Genomic DNA, 14,989 nt, shown 5'->3' on the forward strand with positions numbered 1-14,989 from the left:
ATCAGTACTGCCTCCCTTCGGCAAGCTCGGTCAGCACGGCCTCGATGAGGTTGCGCGCCAGGGCGACCTTGTATCCGTTGTGCTGCAGCGGCTGCGCCGCGGCGAGCTCGGCCTCGGCGGCGGCCCGGAACCGCTCCGCGGTGGCCGGGCCGTGCACCAGGGCCGCCTCGGCGGTCCGGGCGCGCCACGGCCGGGGCGCAACCGCGCCGAGCGCGATCCGCACGTCCTGTATTAGGCCGTCGCGGACCTCCAGCGCCGCCGCGATCGACACGGTGGCGAAGGCGTACGACGCCCGCTCGCGCACCTTGCGGTATCGCGAGTGCCGGGCGACGGCGGCCGGCGGCAGCGCGATCCCGGTGATCAGCGCGCCCCGGGGCAGCGCCGTCTCCCGATCCGGCCGGTCGCCCACCGGCAGATAGAACTCCGAGAGCGGGATCTCGCCGGTGCCGTCGAGCGTCACGTACTGCACCACCGCGTCGAACGCGGCCAGCGGCACCGCCATGTCCGACGCGTGCGTGGCCACGCAGTGCTCGCTCCAGGCGAGGATGGCGTGGTTGTGGTGCACGCCGTCGATCGCGCCGCACCCGATGCCGGGCACCCGCTTGTTGCACGGCTCGGTCACGTCGGCGAAGTAGGAACACCGGGTGCGCTGCAGCAGGTTGCCGCCGGCCGTGGCCATGTTGCGCAGCTGGCCCGACGCCCCGGCCAGGATGGCCTGCGTCAGCGCCGGATAGCGGCGGCGCACCTCGGGATGGGCGGCGGCGTCGCTGTTGGTCGTGGTCGCGCCGATGACGAGACCGCCGTCGTCGGTCTCACGTACGCCGTCGAGCGGTAACTGCCGCACGTCCACGAGCCGGGTCGGCGTCTCGACCTCATTCTTCATGAGGTCGACGAGGTTGGTGCCGCCGCCCAGGAAACGCGCGCCGGACTCCTCGGCGACCAGGGTGAGCGCGTCGCGCACCTCGGTCGCGCGGTGGTAGGCGAACTCCCTCATCGCGCCGCCGCCGTTTCCAGCACCGCGCGCACGATGTTCGGGTACGCCCCGCACCGGCACAGGTTGCCGCTCATCCGCTCGCGCACCTCGGGCGGGTCCAGGCGCGGTGCCGGGCGGTCCGGGGACACGTCGGCGGTGGCCGCGCTGGGCCACCCGGCCTCGTGCTCGGCCAGCATGCCGACGGCCGAGCAGATCTGCCCCGGCGTGCAGAACCCGCACTGAAAGCCGTCGAGCCGGACGAACGCCTCCTGGATCGGGGCCAGCTCACCCTCGGGGGCCAGGCCCTCGATCGTCGTGATCGAGGCGCCCTGTGCGGCGACCGCGAGCGTCAGGCAGGACACCACCCGGCGCCCGTCGAGCAGGACCGTGCAGGCCCCGCACTGCCCGTGGTCGCAACCCTTCTTCGGTCCCGTACAGCCGATGTCCTCGCGCAGCGCGTCGAGCAGCGTCCGGCGATTGTCCACCGCAAATCGATGGGTCACGTCGTTGACGTGCAGCGCGATCTCGCCGCCGGTGTCGTCGATCATCCCGTTTCCTCTCACCACCGTAGGTCGATGTGTGCGGTGCCGCTCGGCGCCGACTGCCGCCCGGCCGGTCGCACTTCGACTCTCGATGCCACGCGTTGGGGTTACATCTGTCATCCGACTCAACGGCGCGCTTGCGGGAAACCGGCCGCGTCGAAATCAGTACGATCGGGCAAGAGTTCGCGAGCTTTCCATAACTCGGTCAGGCCGGCCGGGGCGGCGACGCGAGCGGGCGCGGACGCCCGAAACATGGAACTTTCACGCCACGGTGGCGCCGGTCCCGGTGTTGTCACGCACGCCGGCGTTTCCGCCGGTTGGCAAGGGAAGCCCGCTCTTGACATCGACTGGCGTAGATGATTCGGTCGTACCGAAAACGCTTTCATAGTTTTCGGAGTTTTTCGGACCATCGGTGACGTGGCCAGCACGGGAAGGGCGGCGAGCCATGAGGCGACCATGGGTCATCGCGTCGGCGGCGGCCGTACTGGCCGCCGCCGGCGCGCTCGCCGCCGCCCTGGCGACCGGCCCCGTCACCGCCACAGGCCCGGCCACGCCGACGGGTGAACCGCGACCGAGCGGTGCCGGCACGGGCCGGGAACCGGCGGCGGCCGCCTCGTGGGAGCCGGCCACCGCCGCCTCGGGCTCCGCCGCGCCGGTGCCCGGCACCCGTGGCGACGGGTACGCCCGCGACGTGACCGCCGGGGCGGCGTGCTCGCCGGCCGGCGCGGTGGGCTTCAGCGCGCAGGCGAGGCTGCTGCAGTGCGCGCCGGGCACCGCCGATCCGCAGCCACGGTGGCGCGAACCCTGACCCCTGACCAGTTCGATCGGCCACTCAGCACCCCGAGGAGAACCATGTCCAGCCGACGACGCCAGCTCCTGGCCACGGCCGCCGTCACGGCCACCGTCCTCACGACCGCCTGGGTCACCGTGACCGCGCACGCCGCGGCGGCGGGTTGCCGGGTGTCGTACACCGTCAGCTCACAATGGAACACCGGGTTCACTGCCGACGTCAGCATCACCAACCTGGGCGACCCGATCAACGGCTGGACCCTGCGCTGGTCGTACACCGCCGGGCAGGCGGTGACCCAGGCTTGGAACGCGTCGGTGACGCAGAGCGGCACCGCGGTGAGCGCCGTCGACGCCGGCTACAACGCCTCGATCGCGACCAACGGCAGTGTCAGCTTCGGGTTCAACGGGTCCTGGACCGGGTCCGCCAACCCGCCGCCCGCCACCTTCACCCTCAACGGGGTGACCTGTACCGGCGGCGTGAGCACGCCCAGTTCGCCGGCGATCTCGCCGTCGCGGAGCACGAGCCCCAGCGCCTCGGCGAGCCCGCGCCCGAGCACAAGCCCGAGCACAAGCCCGAGCGCGAGCACGAGTCCCGGCGGGGGCACGACCAGCCCGCCGCCGACGGTCCCGGGGACCCCGGGTGCCTGGGCCGCGGTGCCGGTCAACCCGTTCAACCACGGCGCGGGCACGTTCATGTGGCTGCTGACCGACGGCAGCATCCTGTCCAACGGCGCCGACCTGCACCAGTGGGTGAAGCTGGTGCCCGACCAGTTCGGCGACTACACCAAGGGCACCTGGGTCCAGCTGGCCACCTCGCCCTACGGCGTGGGCGCCGCGCAGGAGCAGATCCTGCCGGACGGTCGGTTCTACCAGGCCGGCGGTGAGTACGTGTATCAGTGGCCGTCGGGCAGTTCCTCGAACGACCACAACGGCGTCCAGCTGTACGATCCCGTCACCAACACGTGGACGCTGGGCCAGTCCGGGCTCTACGGCAACCTCTGGGACACCGGCACCGCCCACCTCAAGGACGGGCGGATCGTCGCCAGCGACCAGCGCAGCGCCCGCACGCAGATCTTCAACCCGGCCACCAGCAGCTGGACCGCGGCCGCGAACCGGCCGGCACCGGCGGCGGAGGACGGTTGGGTGCCGCTGCCCGACGGGTCGATCGTGTCGATCAGCAACGGCGGCACCTACCGCTACGACCCGGCCGGCAACGTCTGGTACACCGGGGCCCGGCCACCCGCCTCGTACGCCAACGGCACCGTCGACACGTCGACGGTCACGCTGATGTACGACGGCCGGATCCTCGCCATGGGGCACAACACATCGGTCATCTACACTCCCGGCGCCAAGCCGTCCGACCCGGGCAGCTGGGCGCAGGGACCGGCGATCCCCCAGGGATCGTTCGTGGACGACGTGTACGCCACGCCCGAAGGCAACGGCAAGGTCATCTTCGACTCGGTCCGCTGCTCATGGCTCACCAACGAGTGCGGCTCCGCGTCGGGCGCGCTGGTCAACGAGTTCGACCCGGCCACCAACACAATGACCACGATCAGCCAGCCGAACGACCCGGCCGGCGCCCCGGTCAACTTCATCAACCTGCCCAACGGTCAGGTGCTGGCCGCCGCGGGAAGCCGCAACTGGGTGTACACCCCGATCGGCGCCCCGAAGGACGCTTGGCGCCCGACGGTCACCTCGGTGTCCGGCAGCGGTACGACCTTCCACCTCAACGGCACGCAGCTGTCCGGGTTGGTCAGCCTCGGCGAGGACGACTACCAGAACCCCCAGAACTACCCCATCGTGTACCTCAAGGACAGCGCCGGCCACGTGTACTACACGAGGACGTCGAACTTCAGCTCGATGATCACCAGCAAGCCCGGCGAGGCGCAGAGCACGGACTTCGCCGTGCCGGCCAGCATCCCCCACGGCAAGTACACCCTGTACGTGTCCGCGTGCGGCGTCTCCTCCGCGGGGTACGCCTTCACCTACTGACACCTGCCGAACCTGTGCGCAACCGTCGAATCCTGATCGCCGCCGCGACCGCCGTCCTGGCCGTCGCGGCGGCGCTCGCCGTGCACCTGCTGCCGGGCCACGCCGGCGGCCAGCCGAGACAGCCCATGGACACCGACCGGGCGCAGGAGCTGACCGAGGAGTACCGGCGCGACACGGTCGCCCGGATACCCGCGAGGCTCAGCTACGCCGGGGCGGTGCGCGGCTATGTCGCATGTCCCGAGCAGCCCGGCCGCTACGAGCTCTCGTCGCGGTTCGACCTGCGACCCGATTCGGGCCCGACCGTCGCCTTCACCGCGCTGCGAGAACACTGGAAGCGGCAGGGCTACCGGGTGCTCAACGACGCCGCCGCGACGAACGGGCAGCTGCTCGTGGAGAACCCAGCCGACGGGTTCCGCCTCGGCGTGAGCCAGCGCGCCACGCGGTACATCCGGGTCGCCATCTCCTCGCCATGCCTGAAACTGGCCGCGCCGCCGGTGCCGCCCGTGCTGGCACAGGACCTGGCCACCGCGCTCGGCGGCTACGAGGAGTACGCGGCCGCGCGCCTCGCCGAGCTCGCCAGCGACGTGACCGCGCTGCGCGCCGCCGTCAGTGGCGGGGACATCGTCAAGGCCCGCACCGCATGGCTGACCGCCCGGCTGCGATGGGCCCGCGTCGGCGCCGCCTACGGCACCTTCGCCGACCTCGCCGACGCCATCGGCGGCCTGCCGCAGGGGCTGCCCGGCGGCACCGGCGACCCGGACTTCACCGGGCTGCACCGCATCGAGTACGGCCTGTGGCACGGCGAAGACCCGGCGCGCCTGCTCGACGTCGTCGACCGCCTGGCCGCCGACGTGAGCCGGCTGCGCGACACGCTCCACGAGGTCCTGCCCGCCCCGGCCGACCTTCCGCTGCGCGCGCACGAGATCCTCGAGGACGCCCTCCGCGACGACCTCACCGGGCTGACCGACTTCGGCGGCGGCGCCGGCCTGGCGGCGACGTGGGCCGGTGTGGACGCCACCGAGGCCCTGCTCGACCTGCTCGCTCCCTTGCTCGACGCCCGGCGGCCGGATCTGCTGCCGGCCATCCGCGCCGGCCTGGACGCGGTGCGGCAGGCGCTGCAGGCGGCCCGCAGCGGCGACGCCTGGCCCGCGCCGGACACGCTCGCGCCGGCCGGCCGCCGCCGCATCGACGCCGCGCTCGGCGGCGCGCTGGAAACCCTGGCCCGGGTGCCTGGCCTACTGGAGGTCGTCGGTTCATGACACACCACTGGAACGTCAACCGGCGCGAGGCCATCAAGCGGCTGACCGCCGGCGCGGTCGGCGCGGCCATGGTCGCCGGGCTGAGCGGCGCCGAGCGGCAAGCGCCCGCGCGGACCGGCGCCGCCGCCGATGGTCCGCCCGCCTTCTACGGACCGCACCAGGCCGGCATCTTCACCCCGGCGCAACGCTCCGCGGTGTTCGCCGCATTCGACGTGACAGCCGGATCCGTGGGTGTACTGCGGGAAGCGCTGCGGGCCCTCACCGCGCGCGCGGCCGTCCTCACCACCGGCGGGCGCCCGGCCGACGGCGAGCCCGGCGCCCCGCCGGCCGACAGCGACGTCCTCGGTCCCGAGCCGCCCACGGACGGCCTCACCATCACCGTGTCGGTCGGCGCCTCGCTGTTCGACGACCGCTTCGGCCTGGCCGCCCGCAGACCCGCCCGGCTGGCCACCATGCCCGTGTTCCCGAACGACGCCCTGGAGCCGGGCCGCTGCCACGGCGACCTCATGCTGCAGATCTGCGCCGACAACCCGGACACCGTCCACCATGCCCTGCGCGACATCACCCGCCACACCCGCGGCGCCCTGCAGCCGCGCTACCGCCAGTCCGGGTTCATCAGCCCCCCGCGCCCCTCGGGCGTGCCGCGCAACCTGATGGGCTTCAAGGACGGGACCGCCAACCCGACCGAGGCCGACGGCGCCGAACTGGTCTGGGTGGGGCCGGGCCAGGGCGAGCCCGACTGGGCCGCCGGCGGTACGTACCAGGTGGTGCGCCTTATCCGGATGCTCACCGAGTTCTGGGACCGCATCACCCTCGCCGAACAGGAGGCCATCTTCGGACGGCGGCGCGACAGCGGCGCCCCGCTCGACGGCGTCGCCGAGACCGACATCCCGGACTACGAACGCGACCCGGCCGGCGTGCTCATCCCGCTCGACGCGCACATCCGGCTGGCCAACCCGCGCACCGCCGAGAGCGCACCCAGCCGCATTCTGCGCCGCGGCTACAACTACGATGGCGGCCTGCTACCCAACGGCAACCTCGACGCCGGTCTCATCTTCTGCTGCTACCAGCAGGACATTCCGCGCCAGTTCGAAGCGGTCCAGCGCCGGCTGGAGAACGACCCGCTCAACGACTACGTCCAGCCGTTCGGCGGCGGCTACTTCTTCGCCCTGCCGGGCGTGCGCCCAGGCGAGGACTTCTTCGCCCGGGCACTGTTGCAGTAGCCCTTACGGGCTGCCGGGCGCCCCGGCCCCGGCCGGCGGCGTGGCCATCGTGAACAGAACGAAGCCGATCTTCCCCGCATATTGATCGCCCAAACGCGACCGCGCTTCAGGCTGGCAATTCTGCGACCATGGATGATGATCAGCACGGCTTCGAGCGGCTCTTCCGTGAGGTCAAGCACCTAATCCTGAAATAAAGGGCAGCAGGCCTTCGACGGACGCCTGTCCGCAGCCGCAAGTAGACATCAACAAATTCGATTACACCGTTAGGTTGACAGAACCTTCGGCGTAGCGTAATACTCGCCATTAATCCGTTGAAGCGGAACAAGGAGGCTTCAAATGGTCAAGTCCCGCCTGCTTCTTGTCCTTGCGCTAGTCGCGGGAGCGGTGACCGGCATGCTGGGCGGAGGCGCCAGCAGTCGTGCCTCGGAACTCGACGGCGCGGGCCTCCACTGTGCGGCGATGAAGCTCCGCCATGGCCTCTACACCGAAGGTTGTGCCGCTGTCGGTTCGGTTCAGGACTACACCTACATCGTCGGAGAAGGCGAGGCGAGCGCGTACAGGGTCGTCAACAAGCATCGGGTCCCCGCTCGCGAGGTGCTGGTCCGAATCGCGATATCAGAGATCTACGTCAACGGCTATCTCGGCGACAGCCGTGGGTGCGCTTGCTCGCCCGCGCCGTACGTCCAGAACTCCACTCGCTTCGCCGAACCTAGGTCGCGGCTCAGTGGAAACACGGCCCAGGCCGTCGTGATGTACGAGGTGTGGTCGGCACGGGAAACACCGTGGGTGCTGTTGGACACGTACACCGTTATGAGCAACGTGGTGGTTATACCCGACATCGGTGCGTAAAGGCCCCGTTCCGCGCCGTCGGGTCGGCGGCCGAACACAAGATCGCCGCAGAAGCTGTGCGACGACCACGAAACGGAACTCCTGGCAGGGGCACGGGCGTGGCGCGCCAAGGTTGCCGCAGCTAATTCCGAAATCAAGGTGGAGTCGCCCGAATATAGATGGTCGACGATGACTGGGTCGGGTTGGGCTCTCGGGGTGTAGGTCAGGGCAGCCAACAGTACAGACGATCATTGTGTGCTGCGGCGATCCGGGCGAGGCGGGTCAGGTTGTGCAGGATCTGGGTTGCCGTCGTCATGTCGAGGATGTCGTCTCGAGCTGCAAACGTTTGGACCCAGTGGTCAGCGACATCAGCGATCTCAGCCTGATTGGCGATGGCAAGGCCGTGGTGCAGCGCTGTCGACGCCACGAAGACTACGGGACCTCCATTGCAGGGATCGGCGACGACGCGCGGCTCACCAGAATGCAGCAACTCTCGGACGTCGCGACCGGTGAAGGCGCTCTCCCAGTCCACCATCGCGTATATGACGTCGAAGATTTCGCAGCGAATCTGGTCCAGGGTGTCGGCGGGGCCGAAGTCGACGACGGCGGCCGCCTTCTGATCATCCGATGCCGCGAAGAAGGCCAGGAAATCCTCCACCGGAGCGGGTTGCGCGCTTCCACCGGGCGCGGTCATGACCATGGTCAGGGCGTCCTTGACTCGTTTGTACGACGTGAGGACCCTTTCGCCGCTCCAAGACTCTCGTACGGCAGCGCGGGCTGTTGCGTAGATGTCCGGCGATGAAAGAGGGCGGTTCGGGCTGGTCGGTGCGCCCACGGGCGTGGAGGCGGCCGCTCGGCACAGCGTAGCCGTCGAGGCGTGGCTGGCCGACCATCCTGGCCAGCAGGGTGTCCGTGACCGAAGCAACCCGTTCGAGGTCTCGTTCCGTCCCGCGGTTAGAGGCAACGGAGGGAACGGCGTGCAGCGAAACGATGAGGCGGCGTACCGCGAGTACGTCACGCTGAGGATGGATGTCCTGCGGCGGACGGCGTACCTGCTGTGCCATGACTGGCACACCGCGGACGACCTGGTGGCCACGACGCTGGCGAAGCTCTACGACAAGTGGCGGCGGGCCCAGCAGGCCGACAACGTCGACGCCTACGTACGGGCGATGCTGGTCAACGTCTATCTGGACGAACGACGGCGACCATGGCGGCGTGAGGTGTCGACGGATCGGCTGCCCGATGTGGCCGAGGTCGCGCCACCGTCACCGGGCGAAGACGGGGAACTGCTGGCGCTGGTTCGTACGCTGCCGAAGAAGCGGCGCGCCGTGCTCGTCCTGCGTTTCTACCTCGACCACTCGGTCGAGGAGACCGCGGAGATGCTCGGCATCTCCACCGGCACCGTCAAGAGCCAGACCGCGCGTGGGCTGGAGACGTTGCGAGCGGCCATCTCCAACGTGTCAGGGGTGCAATGATGAAGACAGAGTTCGATGATGCGATCGGCGTCGTGCCGCCTTCGCCGATCGACGTGGACCGGCTGATCGTCCGGGGGCGCCGCCGCGCGGTGGTCCGGCGGCTGGCCGTGGCGGGTGCGGGCGGCGGGGCTGCGGCCGTGGCCGTCGGCGTGGCCGTCGCCTTCGGCGGTTCCCCCGGCGGGGGTGGCGCCTCAGTCGTCGCGGACAAGCCGACCATGGCCCCGACGGTGGCCGCATCGGCGTCGGCGGCCGGCACGCCCTTGCCCACCAGCACCGGGTCGACGCCGGCAAGCGTTGCCCGGGACACCGAGAACCGGCTGTCCCAAGTCGTCAAAGATGTGGTCCGGCAGAAAGCGCCCGGGTACACGCTGTCGGCGGGCGCGGACGGCCCGGCATTCAAGATGAAATATCTGTACTACCCGGGCAACGACAGCTACTACGGCTCGGCAAACCTGCACGGCCCGACCGGCGACGGCAACGTGGCGATCAACGTGGGCCGCCGGAACACGCAATACAACCCGATGAACCCGTGCACCGCCGCGGAAACCGGCGAATGCACGGACACGACCGAGGCGGACGGGACGCACGTGCTGCGCCGGGTCATCCACGAAAACGGCATCTCGGACAACTACGTGATCGTGGACCGCCCGGACGGCATCACCATCATGATCGTCGCCGCGAACCAGGGCGGCCAGACCGACACCGCCCCAGGCAAGCAGCCCGACCCGGTACTGCCCTTCGACCAGCTGGTGTCGATCGCGCTCGACCCACGGCTGACCGTGTAGCGCGCCGCGCTCCGCGTCACGAAACGCCGGCCCGTCCGGGCCGGCGTTTCTCTTTGGAGAACAGGTCTTCGTCGCGTAGAGGGCGGATCGGGCTGCCTCGCTAATCAGCGTCGCGGGAGGCGGCCAGCGGCAAAGACGCCAATTCATCAGATCCCTTCCGTGGATACCCCGGCCTTCAGGTCGGGGAGGAAACGGAACCCCTGCGGAGCAGGGCAGAGATAGCCGATTCGCCGCCAGGGCGGATCGGCGTCCACCGGCGTGTCACCGCAAGGTTCACAAATAGAACGGCCAAGATGTGTGGCATGTCCAGGACGGTGAAGCGGGCGTTCAAGTACCGCTGCTACCCGACCGGCGCGCAGGCCGCTGAGCTGGCGCGGACGTTCGGGTGTGTCCGGAAGGTCTACAACCTGGCCCTGGCCGCCCGCACCGAGGCGTGGACGTTGCGGCGGGAGCGGGTCGGCTACAACGCGACCTCGGCGATGCTGACCGCGTGGAAGCAGACCGAGGAGCTGGCGTTCCTCAACGACGTCTCGTCCGTGCCGTTGCAGCAGGCGTTGCGGCATCTGCAGGCTGGGTTCGTGAACTTTTTCGCCGGCCGGGCCCGGTACCCGAGGTTCAAGTCGAAGAAGAAGTCTCGGCGGTCGGCGGAGTACACCACCAGCGTGTTCCGGTTCCGTGACGGCAGGCTGACCCTGGCGAAGATGGCCGGGCCGCTGGACATCGTGTGGTCCCGGCCGCTGCCGGAGGGGGCGTCGCCGTCGACGGTGACCGTGTCGCAGGACGCGGCCGGGCGCTGGTTCGTGTCCCTGCTCTGCCAGGACGTGATCCCCGACGCCCCGGCAGCGGCTGCTGCGGTCGGGGTCGATGCCGGGCTGGACAGCCTGCTCACCCTCTCCACCGGGGAGAAGATCCCCAACCTGCGGCACGAGCGCCGCGACCGGGCACGGCTGGCCCGCGCGCAGCGGAACCTGGCCCGCAAGGAGAAGGGCTCCAGCAACCGGGTGAAGGCTCGGGTCAGGGTCGCCCGCGTCCATGCCCGGATCGCCGACCGGCGTCGCGACCATCTGCACAAGCTGAGCACTCGGCTCGTTCGTGAAAATCAAACGATCGTGATCGAGGACCTGACCGTCCGCAACATGGTCCGCAACCACACCCTGGCCCGTGCCATCTCGGATGCGGCGTGGCGGCAGTTCCGGACCATGCTGGAGTACAAGGCCATCTGGTACGGCCGTGAGGTGATCGCGGTCGACCGCTGGTACCCGTCCTCCAAACTCTGCTCGGCCTGCGGCGCAATGGCCGAGCACATGCCGCTGCACGTGCGGAAGTGGACGTGCCGGTGTGGCACCGTCCACGACCGGGATGTGAACGCGGCACGCAACATTTTGGCCGCCGGGCTGGCGGTGTCTGCCTGTGGAGCTGGTGTAAGACCTCAACGGGAGTCCTCCCGGACGGGGCAATCGGCGGTGAAGCAGGAAACCCCTGGGGCGACCCAGGGAATCCGCTCCCTTTAGGGAGGGGAGGATGTCAACAATGCCGGCCAAACGCACGCCGATGCCATCCGGGGCCGACCATTGCCCCGCCGGGCTCCCCACCGCCAGTATCTCGAGCTCAAAGCTCCCGTCCACGACGGTCAGGGTGTTGACGGCGTGTTCTTGGCGGACGGTGCAGTCCCGGCATCGCCATACCGACACCCACAGGTCTGTCGGTCCCCGCATGTCGACCTCAAGAACCGGCCCGTCACCCCGCGCAGCGACCACGGCGTAGCCCGGAATCACCGGCAGCACCCGCGGCGCCGACGCGTAGGTGGCCTTGCGCCACCGGTACTGAGAGGCGTCGTCGTAGGCGATCATCAGCGGTGCGGCTGCGACGACGATGACAGCCGCGAGCAGGCGTACCTTCCGCGACGCTCCCCTGCCGAACCCGACGCCGGCCGCGCCGTTCGTCATGACCGTTGTGCGAGCAACATCGACGTCCGGTGACGACGCGTGTCATGCCGCCAGGACGGCGGCGAGGTCGGCGAGCTGAAGCGCGCGGGACGGGTGGCGGCGCAGGTACTCGGCGGTCGCCCAGGCGCGTAGGGACTCACGTTCCTCGATGACAGCGAGGCACGCGGCGTTTTCGCGCAGGGCGCCGCTGTGAGTCTCCTCGCGCAGCCATACTTGGAGGGCGTCGTCAGGCCGGCCGCGCAAGCTGCGCACTGCGAACCGGGCGTTACCCAGGCGCTTCACGATCAGGCCGGGGTCGGGCGGGCCCTCCAGGCCTAGCCAGATGAACGCCCTGATCGCGGCCGAGCGGCGCCGGTCCTCCAGCTGCTCGCAGGTCGGATCCTCGTCCACCGCGCCAGTCTGGCACGGTTCAGCGCGGGTGTTCGCGGTCGCGGGTAACCGGATGGGTGGGACGCAACCCCGAGAAACTCCGTCGCTGGACGACGGGCTGGCGCGCCTCTTCGCGTTGCGTGCCGCCCACGATCGCATCAGAACGTTCCGTGCGCATTACGTGGAAACCTGCGCTTCATCGCCATCCGCTCCTCTGGACATTCCCTACCGAATCCCCGATACCGGCGAGAGATCTTTACGAACCTCGATCTCTCCATCTACCCTTTGGACAGGGTTCCGGCGACGTCGACGACGCCTATTGACGTTGACAACGGCCGATACCGAGAGTATTCGCGCAGCGCGTCGAGGATCGCGCCGTATGCCATGGGCTTTGTTCGAGATGGCCGCAGCCGACATTCCAGTGCGAGGACGCGATGAGCGACAGTGCGATAGTGCAGCCCGAGGTGCGTGAGTATCCGTTCGAGGTCTTTCGCGGCGACCTGCCCGACGAACTGCTGCGCATGGTCGAGCACGAGAAGGTGAGCCGGGTTCGGCTGCCCGACGGCAGGCTGGTCTGGCTGGTGCTCGGCTACGACGAGGTGAGCACCGTGATGACCGATGTCCGGTTCCGGCGCAGCGGCGGTGCCTACGACACCGGATCCGATGCCGAGGCCGGTTGCCCGGTGCGCGATCTGAGCATGGACGGCACGGCCCACACCGACCTGCGACGTCTGGCCGCACGCGCGTTCACCGCTCGGCGGATCGACTCCTACCGGCCGCGCATCCAGGCGATCACCGACGAGTTGCTGGACGAGATGGAGCGGCGGGGCAGCCCCGGAGACCTCGTGGCCAACCTCGTGGTGCCGTTGCCCGCGATCGTCATCTGCGAGCTGCTGGGGGTGCCGGCCGCCGATCGCGAGCGATTCGCCGAGTGGGACGGGGCGCTCATGGCCGTGGACACCCACGCCGCGACCGAGACCGCGGAGGCCACCATCGCGATGCGCGCCTACCTTCGGGAACGGCTCGCCGAGAAGCGGGCGGTGCCCGGTCCGGACCTGCTGTCGGCGTGGGCCGAGGCTCAGGCCGACGATGCCTCCCTGACCGACGAGGAGATCATCGGGCTGGCCGTCACCGTGCTCGTCGGCGGCCGGGAGATCGGCTCGATCAGTGCGGGGATGCGGGCGCTGTTCCAGCATCCCGACGTGATGGATCGGCTGCGGGCCGAGCCCGCTCTCCTGCCCGCCGCGGTCGACGAGCTGCTGCGGTACACCTCGCTCAGCCCGACCTTCCTCGAGCAGACGGTCGTGGCGCCCGTCGAGCTCGGGGGCGTCGCGCTCCAGGCGGGCGACGTGGTGATGCCGTTGCCGTGGGCGGCGAACCGCGACCCCGCGAGGTTCGCGCAACCGGGCGACCTGAACATCGACCGGTCCCCGAACCCGCACATCACCTTCGGGGTCGGTCCGCACTTCTGCCTGGGGGCCGCGCTGGGGCGGGTCGAGATCGAGACGGCGATCGGAACGCTGCTGCGGCGCTTCCCGAACCTGCGGCCGGGTGTTCCGATCGACGAGCTCCCGTGGCGGCACGAGCGGATCAACTGCGGGCTGTCCGCATTCCCGATCGCGTGGTGAGTCGAGCGTTCTCCTGCGCCGGAACCCGGCGTCCTCTTGGGATGGGGGCAACATGACGGCCGACAGTCCGGTCGAGCGGCTGCGGGACCTGGTGGACCTCGGTGCCCCGTTCGCCGTCCGCGTCGCCGCCACACTGCGGCTGCCGGACCGGATCGCGGGCGGCCAGCACACGCTCGCCGAACTGGCGTCGGCGACGGAAACCAACGCCGATGCACTCGGTCAACTCCTCCGGTACCTCGTCCGCAGGGGCGTGTTCACGCAGTCGGCGCCGGACCACTTCGAGCTGACCGACATTGGCCGGCTTCTCTGCGACAGCGGTCCGCTTGGACGACGGCAGTGGCTCGACCTCGACGGGCTCGGATTCCGCATGGACATGGCCTACGCCGGGTTGCTGCACGCCGTGCGCACCGGCGAGCCCGGCTACGCCGCCGTGCACGGGCGCACCCTGTGGGAGGAGACGGACGCGAACCCGGCCCACCGCCGCTACTTCGACGAGCTGATGCGCGCCGAGCAGCGACGTACCGCGCCCGAGGTCGCCCGCCTGTACGACTGGTCGGGGGTCACCGACGTCATGGATGTCGGCGGGGGCAACGGTGGGCTGCTCGCCGAGGTGCTCGCCAAGCACGGCCACCTGCGCGGGGTACTGCTCGATCGGCCCGCGTCGGCGCCGGCGGCCGCGGCGACATTCGCCGAGATGGGGGTGAGCGAGCGGGCGAGCTTCAGGGCCGCGAGCTTCTTCGAACCGCTGCCGTGCACCGCGGACGTCGTGGTGGTCTCCCGTGTGCTGTCCGACTGGGCCGACGAGCCGGCCCGCGCCATCCTCGGCCACTGCGCCGCGGCAGCGGGACCCACCGGACGGGTGCTCGTCGTCGAGGTGCTCCGGACCGGACCGGAGGTGCGCGAACAGCATCCGCACTACGACCTGAACATGCTCGTCACCGTCGGCGGTCGGGAACGGGGTGTCACCGACGTCGAGCGGCTCGCCCGCCCGGTCGGTCTCGCGGTCGCCCGGACGCTGCACGGCGAGGGTGGGCTGGTGCTGTTCGAGTGCGCGGCGGAATGACCGGGTCCGGCCGGTCGGCCCATCCACCTGCGGACCCCCGCCGGGCCCGGCCGCCCCGGCCGGGCCCGCCCGATCTGCGGTCCCTCGGCGCGGCGCCGATCGGCCCGCCCCGTCCGA

14 protein-coding genes are annotated in these 14,989 nt (G+C 70.2%); 10 read left to right on the plus strand and 4 right to left on the minus strand.

Annotation, left to right across the window (positions count from 1 at the left end; all coding sequences use genetic code 11):
* Position 1: 1 nt before the first annotated feature.
* Both ACGFI8_RS37700 and ACGFI8_RS37705 read right to left on the minus strand, forming a co-directional pair.
* A complete protein-coding gene (locus ACGFI8_RS37700) occupies positions 2-994 on the minus strand; it encodes an FAD binding domain-containing protein (RefSeq protein ID WP_392812015.1) in 993 nt (330 codons plus the stop codon).
* Complete coding sequence (locus ACGFI8_RS37705; RefSeq protein WP_392812017.1) at positions 991-1,521, minus strand: (2Fe-2S)-binding protein; 531 nt, start codon at positions 1,519-1,521, stop codon at positions 991-993. Before ACGFI8_RS37705 ends, ACGFI8_RS37700 begins: the two co-directional genes overlap by 4 nt.
* Before the next feature lie 439 nt (positions 1,522-1,960).
* On the opposite strand from ACGFI8_RS37705, the gene ACGFI8_RS37710 reads away from it, so the two are divergent.
* From ACGFI8_RS37710 to ACGFI8_RS37730, 5 genes are all read left to right on the plus strand, one after another.
* Positions 1,961-2,323 carry a hypothetical protein gene (locus ACGFI8_RS37710; protein ID WP_392812019.1) on the plus strand — a complete coding sequence of 121 codons (363 nt, stop codon included), beginning with the start codon at positions 1,961-1,963 and terminating at the stop codon, positions 2,321-2,323.
* A gap of 44 nt (positions 2,324-2,367) precedes the next feature.
* The gene (locus ACGFI8_RS37715) at positions 2,368-4,296 is read left to right on the plus strand and encodes a cellulose binding domain-containing protein (protein ID WP_392812020.1); all 1,929 of its coding nucleotides are present in this window, start codon (positions 2,368-2,370) and stop codon (positions 4,294-4,296) included.
* A 14-nt stretch (positions 4,297-4,310) separates the two neighbouring features.
* Positions 4,311-5,555, plus strand: coding sequence for an EfeM/EfeO family lipoprotein (locus tag ACGFI8_RS37720; RefSeq protein ID WP_392812022.1), 1,245 nt, complete (start codon positions 4,311-4,313; stop codon positions 5,553-5,555).
* Positions 5,552-6,778, plus strand: a complete 1,227-nt coding sequence (gene efeB / locus ACGFI8_RS37725; protein ID WP_392812024.1) for an iron uptake transporter deferrochelatase/peroxidase subunit — start codon at positions 5,552-5,554, stop codon at positions 6,776-6,778. Before ACGFI8_RS37720 ends, efeB begins: the two co-directional genes overlap by 4 nt.
* 336 nt (positions 6,779-7,114) lie before the next feature.
* Positions 7,115-7,627 carry a hypothetical protein gene (locus ACGFI8_RS37730; RefSeq protein ID WP_392812025.1) on the plus strand — a complete coding sequence of 171 codons (513 nt, stop codon included), beginning with the start codon at positions 7,115-7,117 and terminating at the stop codon, positions 7,625-7,627.
* A gap of 202 nt (positions 7,628-7,829) precedes the next feature.
* On the opposite strand, the gene ACGFI8_RS37735 is transcribed toward ACGFI8_RS37730, so the two are convergent.
* Positions 7,830-8,306 carry a hypothetical protein gene (locus ACGFI8_RS37735; protein WP_392812027.1) on the minus strand — a complete coding sequence of 159 codons (477 nt, stop codon included), beginning with the start codon at positions 8,304-8,306 and terminating at the stop codon, positions 7,830-7,832.
* 277 nt (positions 8,307-8,583) lie between these two features.
* On the opposite strand from ACGFI8_RS37735, the gene ACGFI8_RS37740 reads away from it, so the two are divergent.
* The 3 genes from ACGFI8_RS37740 (at position 8,584) to ACGFI8_RS37750 (ending at position 11,377) form a co-directional block, all read left to right on the plus strand.
* Positions 8,584-9,081 carry a SigE family RNA polymerase sigma factor gene (locus ACGFI8_RS37740; RefSeq protein WP_392812029.1) on the plus strand — a complete coding sequence of 166 codons (498 nt, stop codon included), beginning with the start codon at positions 8,584-8,586 and terminating at the stop codon, positions 9,079-9,081.
* A complete protein-coding gene (locus ACGFI8_RS37745) occupies positions 9,081-9,866 on the plus strand; it encodes a hypothetical protein (RefSeq protein ID WP_392812030.1) in 786 nt (261 codons plus the stop codon). Before ACGFI8_RS37740 ends, ACGFI8_RS37745 begins: the two co-directional genes overlap by 1 nt.
* Before the next feature lie 302 nt (positions 9,867-10,168).
* A complete protein-coding gene (locus ACGFI8_RS37750; RefSeq protein ID WP_392812031.1) occupies positions 10,169-11,377 on the plus strand; it encodes an RNA-guided endonuclease InsQ/TnpB family protein in 1,209 nt (402 codons plus the stop codon).
* A gap of 477 nt (positions 11,378-11,854) precedes the next feature.
* Here ACGFI8_RS37750 and ACGFI8_RS37755 read toward each other — a convergent pair whose 3' ends face one another.
* Positions 11,855-12,202 carry a hypothetical protein gene (locus tag ACGFI8_RS37755; protein ID WP_392812033.1) on the minus strand — a complete coding sequence of 116 codons (348 nt, stop codon included), beginning with the start codon at positions 12,200-12,202 and terminating at the stop codon, positions 11,855-11,857.
* Between the two features lie 413 nt (positions 12,203-12,615).
* Here ACGFI8_RS37755 and ACGFI8_RS37760 point away from each other — a divergent pair, with 413 nt between their 5' ends.
* Together ACGFI8_RS37760 and ACGFI8_RS37765 are read left to right on the plus strand one after the other, a co-directional pair.
* The gene (locus tag ACGFI8_RS37760; protein ID WP_392812034.1) at positions 12,616-13,809 is read left to right on the plus strand and encodes a cytochrome P450; all 1,194 of its coding nucleotides are present in this window, start codon (positions 12,616-12,618) and stop codon (positions 13,807-13,809) included.
* Positions 13,810-13,861: 52 nt separating this feature from the next.
* The gene (locus ACGFI8_RS37765; protein ID WP_392812035.1) at positions 13,862-14,872 is read left to right on the plus strand and encodes a methyltransferase; all 1,011 of its coding nucleotides are present in this window, start codon (positions 13,862-13,864) and stop codon (positions 14,870-14,872) included.
* The last annotated feature ends 117 nt before the right edge of the window (positions 14,873-14,989 follow it).

It is taken from the genome of Dactylosporangium sp. NPDC048998 (assembly GCF_043197855.1).
Classification (GTDB): Bacteria; Actinomycetota; Actinomycetes; order Mycobacteriales; family Micromonosporaceae; genus Dactylosporangium.

What these genes read in the sequence shown, in the direction of transcription:
- efeB (WP_392812024.1), top strand. Translation starts at nt 5,552, where the DNA reads ATGACACACCACTGGAACGTCAACCGGCGCGAGGCCATCAAGCGGCTG.
- ACGFI8_RS37705 (WP_392812017.1), bottom strand. Translation starts at nt 1,521, where the DNA reads ATGATCGACGACACCGGCGGCGAGATCGCGCTGCACGTCAACGACGTG.
- ACGFI8_RS37730 (WP_392812025.1), top strand. Translation starts at nt 7,115, where the DNA reads ATGGTCAAGTCCCGCCTGCTTCTTGTCCTTGCGCTAGTCGCGGGAGCG.
- ACGFI8_RS37735 (WP_392812027.1), bottom strand. Translation starts at nt 8,306, where the DNA reads ATGGTCATGACCGCGCCCGGTGGAAGCGCGCAACCCGCTCCGGTGGAG.
- ACGFI8_RS37710 (WP_392812019.1), top strand. Translation starts at nt 1,961, where the DNA reads ATGAGGCGACCATGGGTCATCGCGTCGGCGGCGGCCGTACTGGCCGCC.
- ACGFI8_RS37765 (WP_392812035.1), top strand. Translation starts at nt 13,862, where the DNA reads ATGACGGCCGACAGTCCGGTCGAGCGGCTGCGGGACCTGGTGGACCTC.
- ACGFI8_RS37745 (WP_392812030.1), top strand. Translation starts at nt 9,081, where the DNA reads ATGAAGACAGAGTTCGATGATGCGATCGGCGTCGTGCCGCCTTCGCCG.
- ACGFI8_RS37760 (WP_392812034.1), top strand. Translation starts at nt 12,616, where the DNA reads ATGAGCGACAGTGCGATAGTGCAGCCCGAGGTGCGTGAGTATCCGTTC.
- ACGFI8_RS37750 (WP_392812031.1), top strand. Translation starts at nt 10,169, where the DNA reads ATGTCCAGGACGGTGAAGCGGGCGTTCAAGTACCGCTGCTACCCGACC.
- ACGFI8_RS37715 (WP_392812020.1), top strand. Translation starts at nt 2,368, where the DNA reads ATGTCCAGCCGACGACGCCAGCTCCTGGCCACGGCCGCCGTCACGGCC.
- ACGFI8_RS37700 (WP_392812015.1), bottom strand. Translation starts at nt 994, where the DNA reads ATGAGGGAGTTCGCCTACCACCGCGCGACCGAGGTGCGCGACGCGCTC.